The following is a 16,815-nucleotide window of genomic DNA, read 5'->3' on the forward strand; positions in this document are numbered from 1 at the left end:
CCATGGAACATGTTCAAAAAGCCTCTCAGGCTGCCATCAGAAAAACCCTGTCATATCGCTATTACATATACGCGGTTATTGCAGTAGCTTATTTCATAATTTATTTCCACCGCACCTCCACCGCAGCCATGGCTCCGGAACTGGTTGCCGCCTTCAACATAACCCCTACGGCGGTGGGATTTATCGGCTCAATGTACTTTTACGCCTATGCCTTAGGCCAGTTGCCGGCCGGCATCCTGGCTGACCGCTGGGGAGCACGCAAGACCCTATCGGCGTTTGTAATGCTGGCCGGCCTGGGAGCCATTTTTTTCGGCCAGGCGAATAGTTACCGCACCGTCCTGGCTGCGAGGTTTTTGGTGGGGCTGGGGTCCGGGTTTGTGTTCGTTTCGGCTACACGAATTTTGTCCGACTGGTTTAAAAGGAATGAATTCGCCACCTACTGCGGGATACTCACGGCTATCGGCAATATTGGCTCATTGGCTTCCGCCGCTCCTATGATAGCTCTTATGGCAGCCATAGGCTGGAGAGGCGCCATGACCACAGTAGGACTTGCTTCCATGGTTATAGCCGTTCTGCTCTGCCTGATTGTCCGCAACAAGCCTTACGAGATCGGCGGCGCCAGTATTGCCGATATCGAGAATATGCCGGTTGTCAGTACGGCTCCCTTAGGCATAGGGGAAAGCCTTAAAATACTGCTGGGCAAGTATAATTTTTGGACCATAGCGGTAATGTTTTTTGTGCTGTATGGAACCATAATGGGTTTTCAGGGGCTGTGGGGCGGGCCTTTCCTGATGCATGTCTATCATCTGACCAATGCCCAGGCCGGCCAACTGCTGATGATGATTCCTATGGGCATGATATGCGGATGTCTTATGGTAGGAATTATGGCTGACCGGGTGGTAAAGTCCAAAAAAAAGGTGGCGATGGTCGGGATTTTCGGCTATATCCTGACCTGGATCCCGCTGGTTTTTTGGATTGACTCCATGCCGCTAAGCTTTATCCGGGTTCTGCTGCTTTTGTATGGTGTCTTTGGCGGAACCTTTGCCTTGATGTCGGGTAACCTGCAGGAGAATGTTGATTTAAGGATGACGGGTACAGCCTTAGGGGTTCTGAATTTTTGCGCCTTCAGCGGCGGAGCTATTTACCAGCAGGTAATGGCAGGCATCATCGCCCGAGCTCCTGTTACCGATAATATTATTGCTGCCTCAGGCTTTAAATCTGCTTTTGCCATGTGCCTGGCGACACTGGTGATAGCCTGGGCAATCTATTTAACCCAAAAAGATATAGCTTCTCAATAAGGTTTTGATTTTCCCCCATTACCTATTTAAACCGTAACAGAAAAGGGCTGTCCCGAAGTCCCACCGGACTTCGGGACAGCCCTTTTTAGATGAATCCAGGCTTTTCTGTTACAGGAGATGACACCCAAACGGGTTACGTAACATTACAGATTGTGACAAAACTCACAATCCCTGAAGGCCAGGGTATAGGGCCTGTTGCCCGATTTAGCGGCAAAATCCGGTTTCGGCTCCTGCTGGCACGGTAATTGCTAATTAGCAGGGCAGAAAGTATTCTGATCCTGAAGGGGCCGGAAATGATTGCTTAACAGGAGGGGGATGAAGCCTTGGGGCCAATTAAGCCCTGCATAGCTGGTTTCCGATCCCAGTAAACCTGATCTGCAAGCCAGGCCTGGAGAAATCCCTTATTACACACTATTTAAAAAAGACTATCTAAAGGACGAAAGAGGGATAAAAAGAATGATGAAGACAAAGAAACGTTTACTGCTGATAGTAATGATTCTCGTAATATCATCAAGCCTGTTGGCTACCGGCTGCGGCAATAAAGAAAAAAGTGCAAACAAAGAGCCCGATCAAGCCGCTCCCGCCCAGAAATATACCATGAAACTGGGCACGGTTGAAGCCGTAGAATCGGTTAAGCATCAGGCGTGCGTAATGTTTAAAGAGAAAGTCGAGAAGGCTACCAATGGCAATCTTACGGTGGAGCTGTATCCGGCTTCACAGCTGGGCAATGCCCGGGCCCAGGTTGAAGCAGTGCAGATGAACACCCAGCAGGCAGCTCTGGTGCCCAACTCCAACTATGTAAGTTTTTTTCCGCCGGCTTCGATAACCGATATGCCTTACCTGTTTCCCAGCCGGGAGATAACCTATAAGGTGATGGACGGCAAAGTTGGCGAGGAATATTTCAAAGCCTATGAATCGACCGGCATACATGTCTTGACTATGTGGGAAAGCGGGTTTAAACAACTGACCGGCAACTTTGAAATCACTAAGCCGGAGGATTTTCAGGGCAAAAAGATGAGGGTTATGGAAAATCCGGTTTTGATTGCTCAGTTCAAAGCTCTGGGTGCCAGTGCCATTCCCATAAACTATTCCGAGACTTACAACTCTCTTCAGCAAAAGGTGGTAGATGGTCAAGAGAACCCGATGATGTCCATCTATGATATGAAATTCCAGGAAGTCCAAAAGTGCATGGCTATATCCGACCATGGGTGGCTGCCCCTGGTATTTGGCATCAATAAAGACTGGTGGGACGATCTCCCCCAGGAATACCAGGCTGCGCTCAAACAATCAGCAGACGAGTGCCGTGATTGGCTGCGGCAAGCCATTGCTAAAGAAGAGCGGGAGGCCATAATACCAGCATTCGAAAAGTCGGGTATGAAAATTATCGTGTTGACCCAGGAGCAAAAAGACGCCTTTGCCGCCAAAATTAAGGAACCGACCCAAAATGCGCTTATCGGGATGATGGACGACCAGGGCAAGGTGTTGCTTGATAAACTTACGACCGAAGTTGAGAATGCCAGCAGGTAACTCCTTTTACCTTTTGAAATCCCCTGCGGCAGCTATATGATGCGCAGGGGATTTCCTTAAAAAGCGTCATCCGTTTTACCGGAGCATCATCGGTCTTCGTCGTCTCGGGTAATATTATAGAGCTTCATCTTGCGATACAGGGTCATGCGGGAAAGCCCCATTTCCCTGGCTACCTGAGAGACGTTACCGTTATTGGCATATAACAGATTTACTATTTTACGGTATTCTGTTGCTGCCAGATCCTGTTTTCTTTTTTGTTTATAACCGAATCGGGAATTAGCTAATGATTGAGGACGGTGAGTAACTATGGGATTAGGGTTGCCTAGAGGGGAGAGTATTTCCGATGGCAAATCCCGAAAGCTTATTGAGCGGTGAGCGGATATGGACACCAGCCTTTCTATTATATTTTGCAGCTCTCTAACGTTGCCGGGCCAGGAGTAACTCTGCAAATAATCCATTATGCCCGGTTCCAAAATAGCGAGAGTATTTTTATGGCTTGTATCCCATTTTTCCAGGCCGTACTTCACCAGTAAAGGAATGTCTTCTTTTCTATCCCGCAGCGGCGGGATAGTGATCGAAATAACGTTTAAGCGGTAATATAAATCTTCGCGGAAATTTCCCTTTTCTATTTCGTAACGAAGATCCTTGTTGGTAGCACAGATTACCCTAACATCTATTGAGATTTCCCTGGAATCGCCGACCCGGGTAATGTGCCTATTCTGGAGCACTCTTAATAATGCCACCTGCAAATCAAACGGCATATCTCCGATTTCGTCAAGGAAAATGGTGCCTCCGGAAGCCAGCTCAAATTTACCAATCTTTCCGCCCCGCTTGGCTCCGGTAAATGCCCCCTCAACATATCCAAACAACTCGCTGCCGACCAGTTCCCGGGGTATAGCTCCGCAATTGATAGCGATAAAAGGTTCTTTTGCCCGTGAACTGGCGTTGTGTATAGCCTGGGCAAAAACTTCCTTGCCGGTACCGCTTTCTCCTTGCAGCAATACGTTACTGTCATTGCTGGAAGCTATCCGGGCACTGACAATACATTCCAGCAGTGCATTGCTGGCGCCGATGATATCGTCGAAACAATACTGCGCCCGGGCTCCGGAACAGACCGCCGGGCGATGGATCCGATCCATAATTTGAAAAAACATTATCCCACTGTCAATAGTTTCATTCTCAGTTAGGTTCATATAGCCTGAAACTAGACAAGGGATTTTTTTTGAAACCCCATTTAAAACAACCTCTACGTTATCGAACGAATTACCTTTATAAAAAGATTTACTGAATAAGGGGGGTTTGCCTACAAAAAGATCAAACAAAAGGGTTCCTAATATATCATCTGGCTGTTTACCCAAGATTTGTACCATAGCGGGATTAGTTAGCTCAATCGTACCATTACCTGAAAAAAAAATAATACCGGCAGGCATATGGTTAATAATTTTGGCTAAGCAATGATCAAACCTTTCAGCCACAGCAACATCAAGACAGGCATATCCGAGTGTTCCAGCATCAACAAAGTTACTCCGTAAAAAGCTTAATTCGTTGCGGTTTAAGTCTGGTCTACCCATCCTATCCACCCCTGTTAAATTTTAATTATAAAGGCCCATCCAATACGCGTGCTTATGCGTCAACTCCCTTCTCAAAATATGCGGGGAATGAATATAATTATCCGTTAGGGAACTAACTTAATTATATACTATTTCCGATTTTTTGGGGGCGGAAAAATTGCCTGATATCCACCATATACCGGATATACCGGCATTACCCATGAACTTACCTAAAAATACAGCCCGCAATGGGTTTTAACAATATGCTGCGATATCAGCGCTAATCTCTTTTTAAAACCTACCGGGGCTGACGGAGCCCCTGCTCTGGAGAGTCCAAGTGTTAATAACTGCTGTGGTATAATAACTAGGAACGATTAATCCAGGAGGATAGGAAAATGGCAGAAAATACGGACATAGAAATAATGCGAAAATTTATTGCCGGGAAGAAAGAGAAAAGCGCATCCCAGGGTAGTATCAGGCGAGGGCCGCAGGATCGCTTCGGAACCACCAAGGCGCGCAAAAACAAGAATAAAAAAAGTGCGCTGGCGCCTGCCGCAAATACCGAACCGGAGGGTGAGGCATGAAGTCCCTGATACTGGCGGAAAAACCCAGCGTAGGCCGGGAAATCGCACGGGTACTGGATTGCAGGCATAAGGGCAAAGGCTGCCTGGAGGGGCCGAATTACGTGGTTACCTGGGCTCTGGGACATCTGGTCACCCTGGCCGAGCCGGAGGATTACGATAAAAATCTTAAACAGTGGCACATGGAGGACTTGCCCATGTTGCCCGAAAAGATGAAATTAAAAGTAATCAAGCAAACAGCGCACCAGTATCAGGTGGTTAAGGGGCTGATGAATCGTCAGGATATCAAGGAGCTTATAATCGCTACTGATGCCGGTCGGGAAGGGGAACTGGTAGCCCGCTGGATAATGGATATGGTGCACTGGAAAAAACCGTTTAAGCGCCTGTGGATATCTTCCCAGACCGATAATGCGATTCGGGAGGGGTTTAATCGCCTTAAACCGGGAAGCTTATACGACAATCTATATGCTGCGGCAGTCTGCCGGGCGGAAGCTGACTGGCTGATTGGGCTTAATGTCACCCGAACCTTAACCTGCAAATTTAACGCCCAGCTTAACGCCGGGAGGGTGCAGACTCCTACCCTGGCCATGATAGTAAATCGGGAACAAGAGATTAAGAATTTTCGCCCGGCGGACTACTGGACGGTAAGAAGCGATTTCGGCGGCTTTTTTGGTGACTGGCGCGGCCCTGACGGCGGGCGTTTGTATCGGCCGGCCCAGGTTGAGGAACTGCTTGCCAAGATTAAAGGGCAGGAGGGGATCGTTGCGGAAGTTAAAACCGAAGCCAAAAAAGAACCCCCGCCGCTGGCCTATGATCTAACTGAGTTGCAGCGGGACGGCAACCGCCGCTATGGCTGGCCGGCCCAGAAGACCCTGGCTGTTTTGCAGGATCTCTATGAACGGCATAAGCTGGTAACTTATCCCCGTACGGATTCGCGCTGCATAACCGCCGATATTGTGCCTACCCTGCCGGTCAGACTGAAGGCCATGGCTGTAGGCCCCTACCAGGCCCTGGCAAAATCTTTACTGGCAAAGCCAATTAATCCCGGCAAGCGTTTGGTCAACGACAGCAAGGTAACGGATCACCATGCTATCATCCCTACTGAGCAAGCGCTTAACCTGGCTGCCTTGGATGAGGATGAGAAGCGGCTTTATGATCTGATTGCAAGACGTTTCCTGGCGGTCCTGTTCCCGCCTTTCGGCTATGACCAGACTACCGTCATTACTGTGGTTAAGGGCGAAAGCTTCTATTCCCGGGGCAAAGTGGTTACTGATCAGGGCTGGCATGCGGTACAGGCAATTCCTGCCGATAAGGAAGAAAGCGATGAGGAGAAAATACCTGAACAGATCCTGGGACGGTATCAAAAGGGAGAAAAAGTTCAGGTCAAAAGCTGTAAAAGCAGTAGGCAAAAAACCAAACCCCCTGCCCGCTATACCGAGGCTACTCTGCTGAGTGCGATGGAGAACTGCGGCCGACTGGTGGAGGATGAGGAGCTGCGTGAATCCATCAAGGGAAGCGGTCTGGGTACTCCGGCCACGCGGGCGGAAATTATTGAAAAACTTGTTCATACCAGCTATATTGAACGCCACGGGAAGGAGCTGGTCCCGACTTCCAAAGGTATACAGTTACAGGGGCTGGTTCCCGAAGCCCTGCGTTCACCGGAATTAACGGCGCAGTGGGAGCAGAGGCTGGCTGATATAGCCCGGGGCAAGGCCCAAAAAGCCGATTTTATGAGCGACATTCGTAAAGATGCATCCCGGCTGGTTCAGAACATCCGGGCCGACAGCACCGTATACCGGCCGGACAATGTATCCAAGAGCAAATGCCCTCAATGCGGCCGCTATATGCTTATAGTAAACGGCAAACGGGGTAAAATGCTGGTTTGCCCGGAACGCTCCTGCGGCTACCGCCAGCCCGAAAAAGGTGATGATTACGGCAAGATGGGAAGCCGCGCCGCCCAGAAGCTGATTGCCCGCTACAGCGATAAAGAAGAACTGGGTACCAATCTGGGTGAGTTGTTGCAAGCGGCCCTGGCTAAAAAGGATAAGGAAAAATAATTTGGATATAATAATTGACAAATGGCTTTCAAGTACCTAAAATATAAATTCGGGTGCAAAATTTTAAATCCTATACGAAAAATGGATTAAAAATTGATTATTTCGGCATCACAAATGTGTTGCCGTTAATTTTTGACTTTAGAAGGAGAGACTGTTCCGTGCTGGACAAACTGAGAAATATTGGTATCATTGCCCATATTGATGCCGGTAAAACAACTACAACTGAAAGAATTCTATATTATACCGGTCTGACCCACAAAATGGGGGAGACCCACGATGGGGAAAGCGTCATGGACTATCTGCCCTACGAAAAGGAACGGGGCATTACGGTTACCTCAGCCGCTACCCGCTGCTTGTGGAAAGGCTGTGCCATTAATATTATCGACACTCCAGGCCACGTTGACTTTACGGCTGAAGTGGAGAGAAGCCTTCGCATACTGGACGGGGCAGTGGTTATCTTCTGTGCCAAGGGCGGGGTTGAACCCCAGTCCGAGACGGTATGGAGACAGGCTGATAAATATCAGGTTCCGCGCATTGCCTATATCAATAAAATGGATGCGGTGGGAGCGAACTTTTTCCGAGTGGTGGAACAGATAAAAAGCCGTTTGGGGGCCCATCCGCTGATAATAAACCTGCCGGTATTCGAAAACGAAAGCTTTTGTGGCATAGTCGATTTAATACGCTCCAAGTTTTACACTTTTTCCAGCCAGGCGGGAAACGATATTATGGAAAGCGATATCCCGGACCGGTACCAGGAAGAGGCTGAGCGGTGGCGTATCGCTATGCTGGAAGACCTGGCCGAAACCGATGAGGAATTGCTGGAACTCTATTTTAGTAATGAAGCTATACCTGATGACCTGCTCAGGCAGGCCATCAGGAAAAGCACCATTGAAGGCAACGCAGTGCCGGTCATATGCGGGAGCTCTTATCGCAACATTGGGGTACAGCCTCTGCTTGATGCGGTAGTTGATTATTTGCCTTCACCGCTTGACGTACAGGCGGCCCGGGCGCTGTGTCAGGACAGCGGCGGGGAGATGGAGGTAATTCCTGATGCGGAAGGCGATTTTGCGGCTCTGGTATTTAAGATTGTTAGTGACCGTCACGTTGGCAAGCTGGCATTTGCCCGGGTTTATTCCGGAAATGCAAAGGCTGGCAGCTACATCTATAACAGCAGCAAGCGCAAAAAAGAACGGGTAGGCCGACTGGTAAGGATGCACGCCAATCACCGGGAAGAGATTGACGAGGTTAGGGCCGGAGATATTGTGGCCTTTATCGGGCTAAAAGACATCGGAACCGGAGATACCCTGTGTACGGAGGGCAGAGATATATTGCTGGAATCCATCGATTTCCCGGAACCGGTTATTCAGGTGGCTATTGAACCTAAAACCCAGTCGGATCAGGACAAAATATCGGAAGCGCTGGCGCGCATAGCAGCCGAAGACCCGACTTTCAAGCTCTCGTATAATGAAGAGACCGGGCAAACCCTGATATCGGGGATGGGCGAACTGCATCTGGAAATTGTGGCGGAGCGTTTGGCTACAGAGTTCAAGGTCGATTTTAATACCGGACAACCACAGGTGGCTTATAAGGAAACTATTACCAAACAGGCCGAACAGGTTACCCGTTACGTTAAACAGACCGGAGGTAAGGGCCAGTTCGCCCATGTGGTTCTGCGTCTGGAGCCCGGTGATGGATTTGAATTTGTCAATAAGATAACGGGCGGAGCTATCCCCCGGGAATATATACCGGCGGTGGAAGCTGGGGTAAAACAGGCCCTGGAAGAAGGGGTGCTTAAAGGCTATCCGGTAGTCAATGTCAAGGCTACCCTGCTGGATGGGTCTTTTCATGAGGTTGACTCTTCCGAAATGGCTTTTAGGACCGCAGCCATGTTTGCCACCCGGGAGTGCTTGAAAAAAGCGGGGCCACAGTTGCTGGAACCGGTTATGCGCCTGGAAATAACCTCTCCCGAGGAATTCACCGGCAGTATAATCAGCAATATAAGCAACCGCCGCGGTCGGCTGCAGTCCATGGAGATGGTCAACAATACCCAGGTTATAAAAGGCTGTGTGCCTCTGGCGGAGATGTTTGGCTACTCTACCGTCTTAAGGTCGTTAACCCAGGGAAGGGCGGCCTTCTCGATGGAGTTTTCCCATTATGAAGACCACAATGTGGCTTCTTAGGAATAAGATTATCGTGTACGGACGAAGGACTCTTAACGAAGAGTCCTTCTTTATTTGCAGGTAGATGTACCTGCAAAATTTTTATTGGCAGCAGGCGCGCTGCGGATTATAATTATAAGTTGTCCGGCAAAAATGTAAATATAATTGTACAACTTGTCCAGTCTGTAATGGAAGGAAAGGCTTTATGAAACAAGAGTTAATCAGGAATCTGGCTATTATTGCCCATGTCGACCACGGCAAGACCACTTTGGTGGATGGGCTTTTGAGGCAAAGCGGTGTCTTTCACGAACGCCAGCAGGTACAGGAGCGGGTTATGGATCGCAACGACCTGGAACGGGAGCGCGGAATTACTATAATGGCCAAAAACACCGCTATCCTATATAACGGTTACCGCCTTAATATCGTGGATACGCCCGGCCATTCCGATTTTGGCGGGGAAGTTGAGCGCATTGTGCAAATGGTGGATGGGGTGTTGCTGCTGGTAGATGCCTTGGAAGGCCCCATGCCCCAGACTCGTTTTGTGCTTAAGAAGGCCTTGGCGGCAGGACTCTTCCCCATTGTGGTAATAAACAAAATGGATCGCCCCCAGGCTCGCCCCGAGGCTGTGCTGGACGAGGTACTGGACCTTTTTATTGAGCTTAATGCCAGTGAAGAGCAGCTTGATTTTCCCATAGTATACGCCAATGCTCGCGCCGGCAGGGCTTCACTTGATTCCTCCAGCCCGGGTTCGGATTTAAAGCCCCTATTTGACATAATCATCGAAAAGATACCCGCACCGGTTGGAGATAACAAGCAGCCTCTGCAGCTGGGGGTAAGCATGATCGACTATGATCCTTATGTTGGCCGCCAGGCGGTAGGGCGGATACACAATGGCGCCCTTAATCTTCGTCAGGAAGTGGTGGTAGCGTCCAACGGCACCGCCGGAAACCGCCAGCGGATAGGCGGGCTGTATATTTATGACGGTTTGAAAAAGGTTGCGGTGGAAGAGGCCCGAACCGGAGAAATTGTAGTGGTTTCAGGTCTGTTGGACTTTAATGTGGGCGATACTATCTGTGACCCGGAACAGGTTCTGCCATTAGACTTTGTACCTATTGACGAACCTACGGTGGCGGTTGCCATCCAGGTAAACAAGAGCCCTTTTGCCGGGCGGGAAGGTGTTTATGTCACTTCCCGCAAACTGGGGGAAAGGTTACTGCGGGAACTGGAGGCCGATGTTAGCTTGAGGGTTGACTCTACTGATTCCCCGGATACCTTTATGGTCTCCGGGCGCGGTGAGCTGCATCTTTCCGTTTTAATAGAGACTATGCGGCGTGAAGGATACGAATTTGAGGTTTCCCGTCCCCGGGTAATCGAAAAAGCTGTCGACGGCCAACGCTGCGAGCCCATTGAGGAACTGGTGGTGGAAGTGCCGGAAGAGTATGTGGGGATTGTTATGGAGCGTCTGGGTTCCAGAAAGAGCGAACTGGTCAATATGACCCAGAGAGGCGACGGCATGATGTATATGGAATTCCTGGTTCCTACCCGGGGCTTGTTTGGATTCCGCTCGGAATTTTTAACCGACAGCAGAGGAATGGGCACCATGTATCACCGTTTCCATTCGTACGCTCCCTACAAAGGAGAGATTGCCACCCGCCAGCGGGGATCAATGGTAGCCCACGAACCGGGTGACACTACCGGTTATGGCCTGGAGAATGCCCAGGAGCGGGGCGAACTTTTTATCGAGCCGGGAGTAGCGGTATACCGGGGTATGATCGTAGGGGAGAACTCACGCCCCAACGATTTGGTAGTCAATGTCTGTAAGAAGAAGCACTTGACTAATATCCGCAGTTCAACCTCGGATATCGCGGTAAAACTGAGCCCGCCGCGGAACATGAATCTGGAGCAGTGTCTGGAATTCATAACGGATGATGAACTGGTAGAAATTACCCCGGCATCCATTCGCATGCGCAAGAAAACTCTGGCCGGTTAAAGAAATGATTCGGCGTCCACCTTGCCCCGGTTTATTATTCCCGGCTGTTTTGCTCTGGTGAAAATGGTTTGGCGGCAGCCCGGGAAGCAGCGGTGTTCCTTTCACGAAGATTTTTGCCGGCGCTTACCAGTTGGTCTTTGATTTTGAGGGTTTTTGATTTGGCCCGGGCGGCAAAAAAGCTGCCTGCCAGCGGAAGCATGGCCAGACGGGAAAGCAGATAGACCGATTCACTGCCCGCTACACTTACGGGAATCACTTTGAGGGGACTATCAGTCTGTCCCAGCAAAGAATTAATCTCCTCATTGATTCTTACTACAATATCCGGATACTTGTTTCCCACGCAATAGACGTCATTGTCTCCGCTTTTTCCCAGGTAGATAAGCTCACCGGTTTTCTCGGTTTCCATATTACCGAAGACAGAAGAGGTTTCGAGCCGGTCTTCCTGGTTGAGGTAACCCAGCCCGACCGTTAAGGCTTCAAAGACCCCGGTCCGGGCTGCAAATAACAGGTTCATTCGAGCACCTCCATTAATCTGGTTTTTCCTGCTTCCCGTACCAGGGTTTTCAGCTTGGGATAGGCTTGCTTAATACCGGTTTTTATCAACGGCCTTCCCAGAAAAGGGAGGGAAAGACCGCGGGATAACCAGCCTCCAATCCGCAACCACATATTTACATAGGGCATCGTGTCCACAAAACGAAATTGATGCGCCGCACCTTGAGCTTTTACCAGACTGGTTATAAGACCTCCGGAGTTACCGTTTTTTGTGCCCAGCACATAGATGTCATTGCCTTCAGGGTCGGTTCCCGTCCGCCTTATTTTACCGAAGTCGTCTTTTTGGGTTTTGTCAAAATAAGGCAGGTTGAAGATCTCCTCAATAGGCGGGTTTTCCTGTGAATCCAATTTGCCTGCATGGATGTTGGCAGCCACAACCGAGGAATGGCTTCCGCCATAATCAAAATATACGACCTTGATAGCGCTCACCTGCTTTTGAGTTAATATGGGTTTAGAACCGGTGGAAAGTTTAACCCTTGGCATAGTTTAACCGGTAAGTGGGGGTATAATGTATAACCGGCGATTATAAATCAGGATATTGTTTGCAGAAATCATAACCGGGTTTTTTATAGATCTCATAAAGGCTAAAGAGGCAATTTGCCCTAAGCACTTCTTATAAACCGGCAAATAGCTAAATATGGCATTGCATGTATTAATAACCTTTAACGGCATAGTGACAGTTTCTGGTTGTTGATGCGTAGTTAACTTTGGTATCATTGATAAAAGAACGTATAAGGAGGGAGTTCCGTTGCGAAAAGGACTGATTATTTTATCGACTTTCTGTTTGCTGTTTTTGCTGGCAACACCTGCTCTGGCTGATGTTAATCTAAATATTAATGGTAAATCTTATCAGCCGCTCATCCAGCCCCGAATAGAGGAAGGCACCACCATGGTACCGGCTTATGTAGTAGGCCGGGTACTGGGGGCGGAAATAGCCACTGACGGCCAGAACCTGGATATTGAAAAGAATGGCCGGAAACTAACCCTTACGCTGGATAACAAAGCGGCCAGCCTTAACGGCGAGACGGTTAATCTTCCCGTAGCCCCCAGCCGGGTAAACAATGAAATAATAGTACCGCTGCGGGCAGTAATGGACGCGTTTGGAGCTAAAATCGACTGGCAGGGGCAGTCCTCGACTGTACTGGTAGATTACCAGGAACAGCGCCAGGGCATGAGTGTAGAGGAAATGCTGGCTAAATCCAGTGAAGCTCTGGCGGCATACAATACTTACAAGACCAAGGTCGACATGAACCAGCAAATCGAAGTAGCCAACCCGGAAAAAGCCGGTAAAAAAGAAAAAGTGGATATGAAGATGAACATGGAAATGGCGGTTCAAAACAAACCGGTGCTGGTTTATGGGAAGACCGTCATGAATATGGCAGCTCCCGGAGAGGCGGGTAATGGTCTGGAGGCCTTGGAAAGCGAAATGCTGCTGAACGATGAAGGGATGTACATTACTATGCCCGATCAGGGCTGGGTGAAAATGACGATTCCCGGCATGGATATAAAAGCCCTGATGGAACAAGCCGGCAGCCAGGACCCCATGACTTCGCTTAAACTGCTACAGGATGCTGGAGCCATCATGAGTTTTGGCAGCGACCAGCAGAAAAACGGACAGTCTTATTGGATAATCAATGTAACTATGGGAACGGACAGCATAAGCCGCCTTACCCAGGATATACTCAAAAAGGTTCCCCTGCCCCAGGATGAGGTTCCGGAATTGGACCAAGCAATAGCTCAGGTATTCAAAAACATGAATGCCGATATGGTATACAGTGTTTGGGTAAACCAGAAGAATTTCTTAACCGATTATATGCAACTGGATAGTGATGTCAGCCTAAACATGCAGATTCCTGCCGAACCTGATCAGCCGGACAAATTAGTGACCATGGATATGAATATGAAACAAAGCGCATTTTATGAAATCTATGACCTGGGGGTGCCTTTTACCGTCCCGGATGTAAGCAAAGCCGTAGATATGAATGAGGTCTTACAGAAACAGAAATAACCGGGAGGGAGCCCTGTGCCTAACCTTTTCACTGACCTTATAAGCCGGATCAGTCTGGTAGAACTGCTGGAAGCGTTAGCGTCCGTTTCCTCACGGAAAAACCCGCGTATAAACAGCCAAGCAGGTAGTAAAGCAGCTATATCCGGTGATAGGGACAAAAAACCGTTCAGCGAGATAATCCGACAGGCCAGCGCAAGATATGGTGTGGATGAAAGAGTAATCCGGGCGGTTATAAAACAGGAGTCGTCATTTAACCCGGCGGCTGTATCCAGATGCGGCGCTCAGGGACTCATGCAGCTTATGCCGGCAACGGCACGCAGCCTGGGGGTTAAAGATGCCTTTAGCCCGGAAGAAAACATTATGGCCGGAACCTGTTATTTAAAACAGAAGCTGGATGAGTTCAATGGCAACCTGGCTCTGGCGCTGGCAGCCTACAACGCCGGCAGCGGCACGGTCAAAAAGTATGGCGGCGTACCGCCGTACAAGGAAACCCGGGCCTATATCGACAAGGTTATGAAATCAATTGATTTTATGGCTTGAAATCTGTTTCCCAGCTGGAATGAAAGCGGCCCCGTCTCAAGCAGGCGGGGCTTTTCTTGTGCAGGATTATCATTCTCCGGATAAAGCGGGCTAAATTAAACATAATACTAATAACAATTAATCGGAGGGGGCAAGCGAATGCTGGGAATCAACGCCATAAACCGTGACGAACATGGAGTTATTGTCAATATAGAACTGACTGACGGGCGCCGGGTTACGGTGGAAGAATTGACGCAGATAGCGGATAAGGAAAATGTGGGAGGAGCTTATATAAGCCAGGATTATGATGGTGAAACCAGGCTGCACATTGTCCGGGATGGGGATACCGGCACTGACCGGGACTGTGTATCCCTTATATAAATTGTATTAACAGGTAAGGGGGAAAAGAGTATGGAGAGCAACGAAAACAGGCATCTGAATATACTGCTTTTCAGCGGCGATTATGACAAATGCCTGGCCGCTTTCATCCTTGCTAACGGAGCCAGGGAAAAGGGGATGACAGTCACCATATTCTGTGCCTTCTGGGGACTCCTTATACTCAGAGACCCGGAGAGGCTCAGCCTTGAGGACAAGGGTACTTATGAGAAGATGTTTGCTTCCTTTACTCCGGCGGAAGCGGAGAAGCTGCCGCTGTCCAAAATGAACATGGCCGGGATCGGGAAGGGCATGCTCCTTAATATGATGGACGAGAAGGACACCCCTCACCTGCGTGATTTTCTGGAAGGCGCCCGTAAAAAAGAGGTAAGGTTCTGTGCCTGCAAGCTTTCCCTGGAGATCATGGGGTTTAAGACCGAGGAGCTTTTGCCGGATATTGAAGTCATTGACGTCTACGCCTACCTGGAAGATGCCGCCCAGGCCGATATTCAGCTATTTATTTAGAGCTTGGAGCAAAACTGGCCTCCATGTTTTAAGGAACCTCATGCTCCCTGGTGAACATAGTATATAAAAACTATGTATAAAAAGGGTGTATTGTAATTAACAATAGCTATAAAGCGGCGATGATTTTACGCAAAAATATTAAAGGCATAAAGGTCAAGGTACCTGCTCGGGGAAAGAAAAGAAACTATATCTATTTCGATAATGCTGCCAGTACTCCTGCCTTAATTCCCGTTCTCAATGAGCTCTGCGATTATCTGGACTGGTATTCCGGGGTGCACCGGGGCACCGGATATAAATCCCTCTTAAGCTCCAGGATCTATGATGACTCCCACGATATCATCGGCCGCTTTGTAGGGGCTGATTTAGCGCGGGATACTGTAATCATGGTCAAGAATACCAGCGAGGCCATAAACAAGCTATCCTACCGTTTGCAGTTGGACCCGGCTGATGTAGTAATTACTACTGATATGGAACATCATTCCAATGACCTTCCCTGGAGAGCCCGGGCCAGGGTTGAATATGCGGCCATCGATAATGAGGGCAAGCTTGATACCGAAAATCTTGAGCAGCATTTAAAGAGCAGTTACCCCCGCACCAAACTGCTGGCCGTTTGCGGTGCTTCCAATGTTACCGGTCATGTAAACGATGTCCATCGGCTGGCTCAAATGGCTCATGAATATGGCTGCCCCATACTGGTGGACGGTGCCCAACTGGTGCCCCACCAGGGTTTTGACATGAAGCCCCATAACGATGCTGCTCATATTGATTACCTGGCTTTCTCCGGACATAAAATATACTCCCCTTTTGGAGCCGGGGTATTAATCGGGCCGCAGAAAACATTTGCCGGCGGCCCCCCCGAGCATCCGGGGGGAGGGACCGTCAAACTGGTAACGGAGGATAAGATATTTTGGGCTGACCCGCCCGACCGGGATGAGGCTGGCTCGCCTAATGTCATCGGTACTTATACCCTGGCCCGGACCTTGAGGTATCTAAACCAACTGGGCATGGAAAAATTAGGGCAGTATGAACAGGAACTTACCGGTTACGCCCTGAGCGAATTGCAGCAGGTTAAAGGCATTACCATATACGGCAGTAAACCCCGGGTGGGGGTCATAAGCTTCAATCTGGCGGGCATACCCCATGCCCTGCTGGGAGCTGTTCTCTGTTTTGATGCTGGTATGGGGGTAAGAACCGGTTGTTTCTGTGCTCAGAAATACGTACGCCAGCTGCTGGGGCTGGCTGAAAGCGAACACTACCTGGAACTCTATGACAGCGGGCGTATGGCCAAGCTTCCCGGCATGGTCAGAGTAAGCCTGGCGGCCTACAACACCCGGGAGGAAATTGATGAACTGGTTAAATGGCTTAAGCATATAGCTGCCAATTTATATGAATACCGCAGAGATTACCGCTTCGCAGCATCACAAGGCGGCTATCTGCCTGTCGATACTAACTATGCCGGGGAACTGGCCGCAAGTTTGCAAAAGTATATGTAGCGGCATTATGGCCCAGTCCCTGCCAGTTCCTGGGGCGGATTATTTTTATTGCCATCCGGTTGTACAAGGATTTTAGTCTTAGCAAGAAGGAGATTATGACATGATTGTGCAATATTATTATAGAAATAATATTTTACTGCAAAAAATCAGTTAGTCTGGATACATTAATATCCCGTTGCAG

At 49.1% G+C, this 16,815-nt stretch carries 14 protein-coding genes and 1 pseudogene; 11 read left to right on the plus strand and 4 right to left on the minus strand.

Annotated elements, in window-relative coordinates:
• Positions 1-2: 2 nt before the first annotated feature.
• Positions 3-1,298 (plus strand): MFS transporter, encoded by a 1,296-nt coding sequence (locus ACU70B_RS02375; RefSeq protein WP_447184762.1) that lies wholly within the window; start codon positions 3-5, stop codon positions 1,296-1,298.
• A gap of 456 nt (positions 1,299-1,754) precedes the next feature.
• A complete protein-coding gene (locus tag ACU70B_RS02380) occupies positions 1,755-2,825 on the plus strand; it encodes a TRAP transporter substrate-binding protein (RefSeq protein ID WP_447184763.1) in 1,071 nt (356 codons plus the stop codon).
• A gap of 86 nt (positions 2,826-2,911) precedes the next feature.
• Here the strand turns inward: ACU70B_RS02380 and ACU70B_RS02385 are convergent, their stop codons facing one another.
• Both ACU70B_RS02385 and ACU70B_RS02390 read right to left on the minus strand, forming a co-directional pair.
• Positions 2,912-3,979, minus strand: coding sequence for a sigma-54 interaction domain-containing protein (locus ACU70B_RS02385; RefSeq protein WP_447185688.1), 1,068 nt, complete (start codon positions 3,977-3,979; stop codon positions 2,912-2,914).
• Positions 3,980-4,135: 156 nt separating this feature from the next.
• A pseudogene (locus ACU70B_RS02390) lies at positions 4,136-4,396 on the minus strand (PAS domain-containing protein); the annotation flags it as partial.
• Positions 4,397-4,770: 374 nt separating this feature from the next.
• Between ACU70B_RS02390 and ACU70B_RS02395 the strand changes: the two are divergent.
• The 4 genes from ACU70B_RS02395 to typA all read left to right on the plus strand — a co-directional run bounded on the left by ACU70B_RS02395 (position 4,771) and on the right by typA (position 11,162).
• A complete protein-coding gene (locus ACU70B_RS02395; protein WP_447184764.1) occupies positions 4,771-4,959 on the plus strand; it encodes a hypothetical protein in 189 nt (62 codons plus the stop codon).
• A complete protein-coding gene (locus ACU70B_RS02400) occupies positions 4,956-7,013 on the plus strand; it encodes a DNA topoisomerase III (protein WP_447184765.1) in 2,058 nt (685 codons plus the stop codon). Before ACU70B_RS02395 ends, ACU70B_RS02400 begins: the two co-directional genes overlap by 4 nt.
• Positions 7,014-7,171: 158 nt before the next feature.
• A complete protein-coding gene (gene fusA / locus ACU70B_RS02405) occupies positions 7,172-9,193 on the plus strand; it encodes an elongation factor G (RefSeq protein ID WP_447184766.1) in 2,022 nt (673 codons plus the stop codon).
• Between the two features lie 184 nt (positions 9,194-9,377).
• The gene (gene typA, locus ACU70B_RS02410) at positions 9,378-11,162 is read left to right on the plus strand and encodes a translational GTPase TypA (RefSeq protein WP_447184767.1); all 1,785 of its coding nucleotides are present in this window, start codon (positions 9,378-9,380) and stop codon (positions 11,160-11,162) included.
• Between the two features lie 34 nt (positions 11,163-11,196).
• On the opposite strand, the gene ACU70B_RS02415 is transcribed toward typA, so the two are convergent.
• Positions 11,197-11,676 (minus strand): hypothetical protein, encoded by a 480-nt coding sequence (locus ACU70B_RS02415; RefSeq protein WP_447184768.1) that lies wholly within the window; start codon positions 11,674-11,676, stop codon positions 11,197-11,199.
• Complete coding sequence (locus ACU70B_RS02420) at positions 11,673-12,197, minus strand: DUF3189 family protein (protein ID WP_447184769.1); 525 nt, start codon at positions 12,195-12,197, stop codon at positions 11,673-11,675. Before ACU70B_RS02420 ends, ACU70B_RS02415 begins: the two co-directional genes overlap by 4 nt.
• Before the next feature lie 265 nt (positions 12,198-12,462).
• Between ACU70B_RS02420 and ACU70B_RS02425 the strand changes: the two genes are divergently transcribed.
• From ACU70B_RS02425 to ACU70B_RS02445, 5 genes are all read left to right on the plus strand, one after another.
• The gene (locus tag ACU70B_RS02425) at positions 12,463-13,722 is read left to right on the plus strand and encodes a DUF6612 family protein (protein WP_447184770.1); all 1,260 of its coding nucleotides are present in this window, start codon (positions 12,463-12,465) and stop codon (positions 13,720-13,722) included.
• A gap of 15 nt (positions 13,723-13,737) precedes the next feature.
• Positions 13,738-14,262 (plus strand): lytic transglycosylase domain-containing protein, encoded by a 525-nt coding sequence (locus ACU70B_RS02430; protein WP_447184771.1) that lies wholly within the window; start codon positions 13,738-13,740, stop codon positions 14,260-14,262.
• Between the two features lie 138 nt (positions 14,263-14,400).
• Entirely contained in the window at positions 14,401-14,622 is a 222-nt protein-coding gene (locus tag ACU70B_RS02435; protein WP_447184772.1) for a DUF3892 domain-containing protein, read from the plus strand.
• A 30-nt stretch (positions 14,623-14,652) separates the two neighbouring features.
• The gene (locus ACU70B_RS02440; RefSeq protein ID WP_447184773.1) at positions 14,653-15,141 is read left to right on the plus strand and encodes a DsrE/DsrF/DrsH-like family protein; all 489 of its coding nucleotides are present in this window, start codon (positions 14,653-14,655) and stop codon (positions 15,139-15,141) included.
• A 119-nt stretch (positions 15,142-15,260) separates the two neighbouring features.
• Complete coding sequence (locus tag ACU70B_RS02445) at positions 15,261-16,634, plus strand: aminotransferase class V-fold PLP-dependent enzyme (protein ID WP_447184774.1); 1,374 nt, start codon at positions 15,261-15,263, stop codon at positions 16,632-16,634.
• The last annotated feature ends 181 nt before the right edge of the window (positions 16,635-16,815 follow it).

This window comes from Syntrophomonas curvata (assembly GCF_052976825.1).

Coding starts and splice junctions, on each gene's coding strand:
- ACU70B_RS02440 (WP_447184773.1), top strand. CDS start 14,653: ATGGAGAGCAACGAAAACAGGCATCTGAATATACTGCTTTTCAGCGGC.
- ACU70B_RS02380 (WP_447184763.1), top strand. CDS start 1,755: ATGATGAAGACAAAGAAACGTTTACTGCTGATAGTAATGATTCTCGTA.
- ACU70B_RS02445 (WP_447184774.1), top strand. CDS start 15,261: ATGATTTTACGCAAAAATATTAAAGGCATAAAGGTCAAGGTACCTGCT.
- ACU70B_RS02420 (WP_447184769.1), bottom strand. CDS start 12,197: ATGCCAAGGGTTAAACTTTCCACCGGTTCTAAACCCATATTAACTCAA.
- typA (WP_447184767.1), top strand. CDS start 9,378: ATGAAACAAGAGTTAATCAGGAATCTGGCTATTATTGCCCATGTCGAC.
- ACU70B_RS02400 (WP_447184765.1), top strand. CDS start 4,956: ATGAAGTCCCTGATACTGGCGGAAAAACCCAGCGTAGGCCGGGAAATC.
- ACU70B_RS02435 (WP_447184772.1), top strand. CDS start 14,401: ATGCTGGGAATCAACGCCATAAACCGTGACGAACATGGAGTTATTGTC.
- ACU70B_RS02415 (WP_447184768.1), bottom strand. CDS start 11,676: ATGAACCTGTTATTTGCAGCCCGGACCGGGGTCTTTGAAGCCTTAACG.
- ACU70B_RS02385 (WP_447185688.1), bottom strand. CDS start 3,979: ATGTTTTTTCAAATTATGGATCGGATCCATCGCCCGGCGGTCTGTTCC.
- ACU70B_RS02375 (WP_447184762.1), top strand. CDS start 3: ATGGAACATGTTCAAAAAGCCTCTCAGGCTGCCATCAGAAAAACCCTG.
- ACU70B_RS02395 (WP_447184764.1), top strand. CDS start 4,771: ATGGCAGAAAATACGGACATAGAAATAATGCGAAAATTTATTGCCGGG.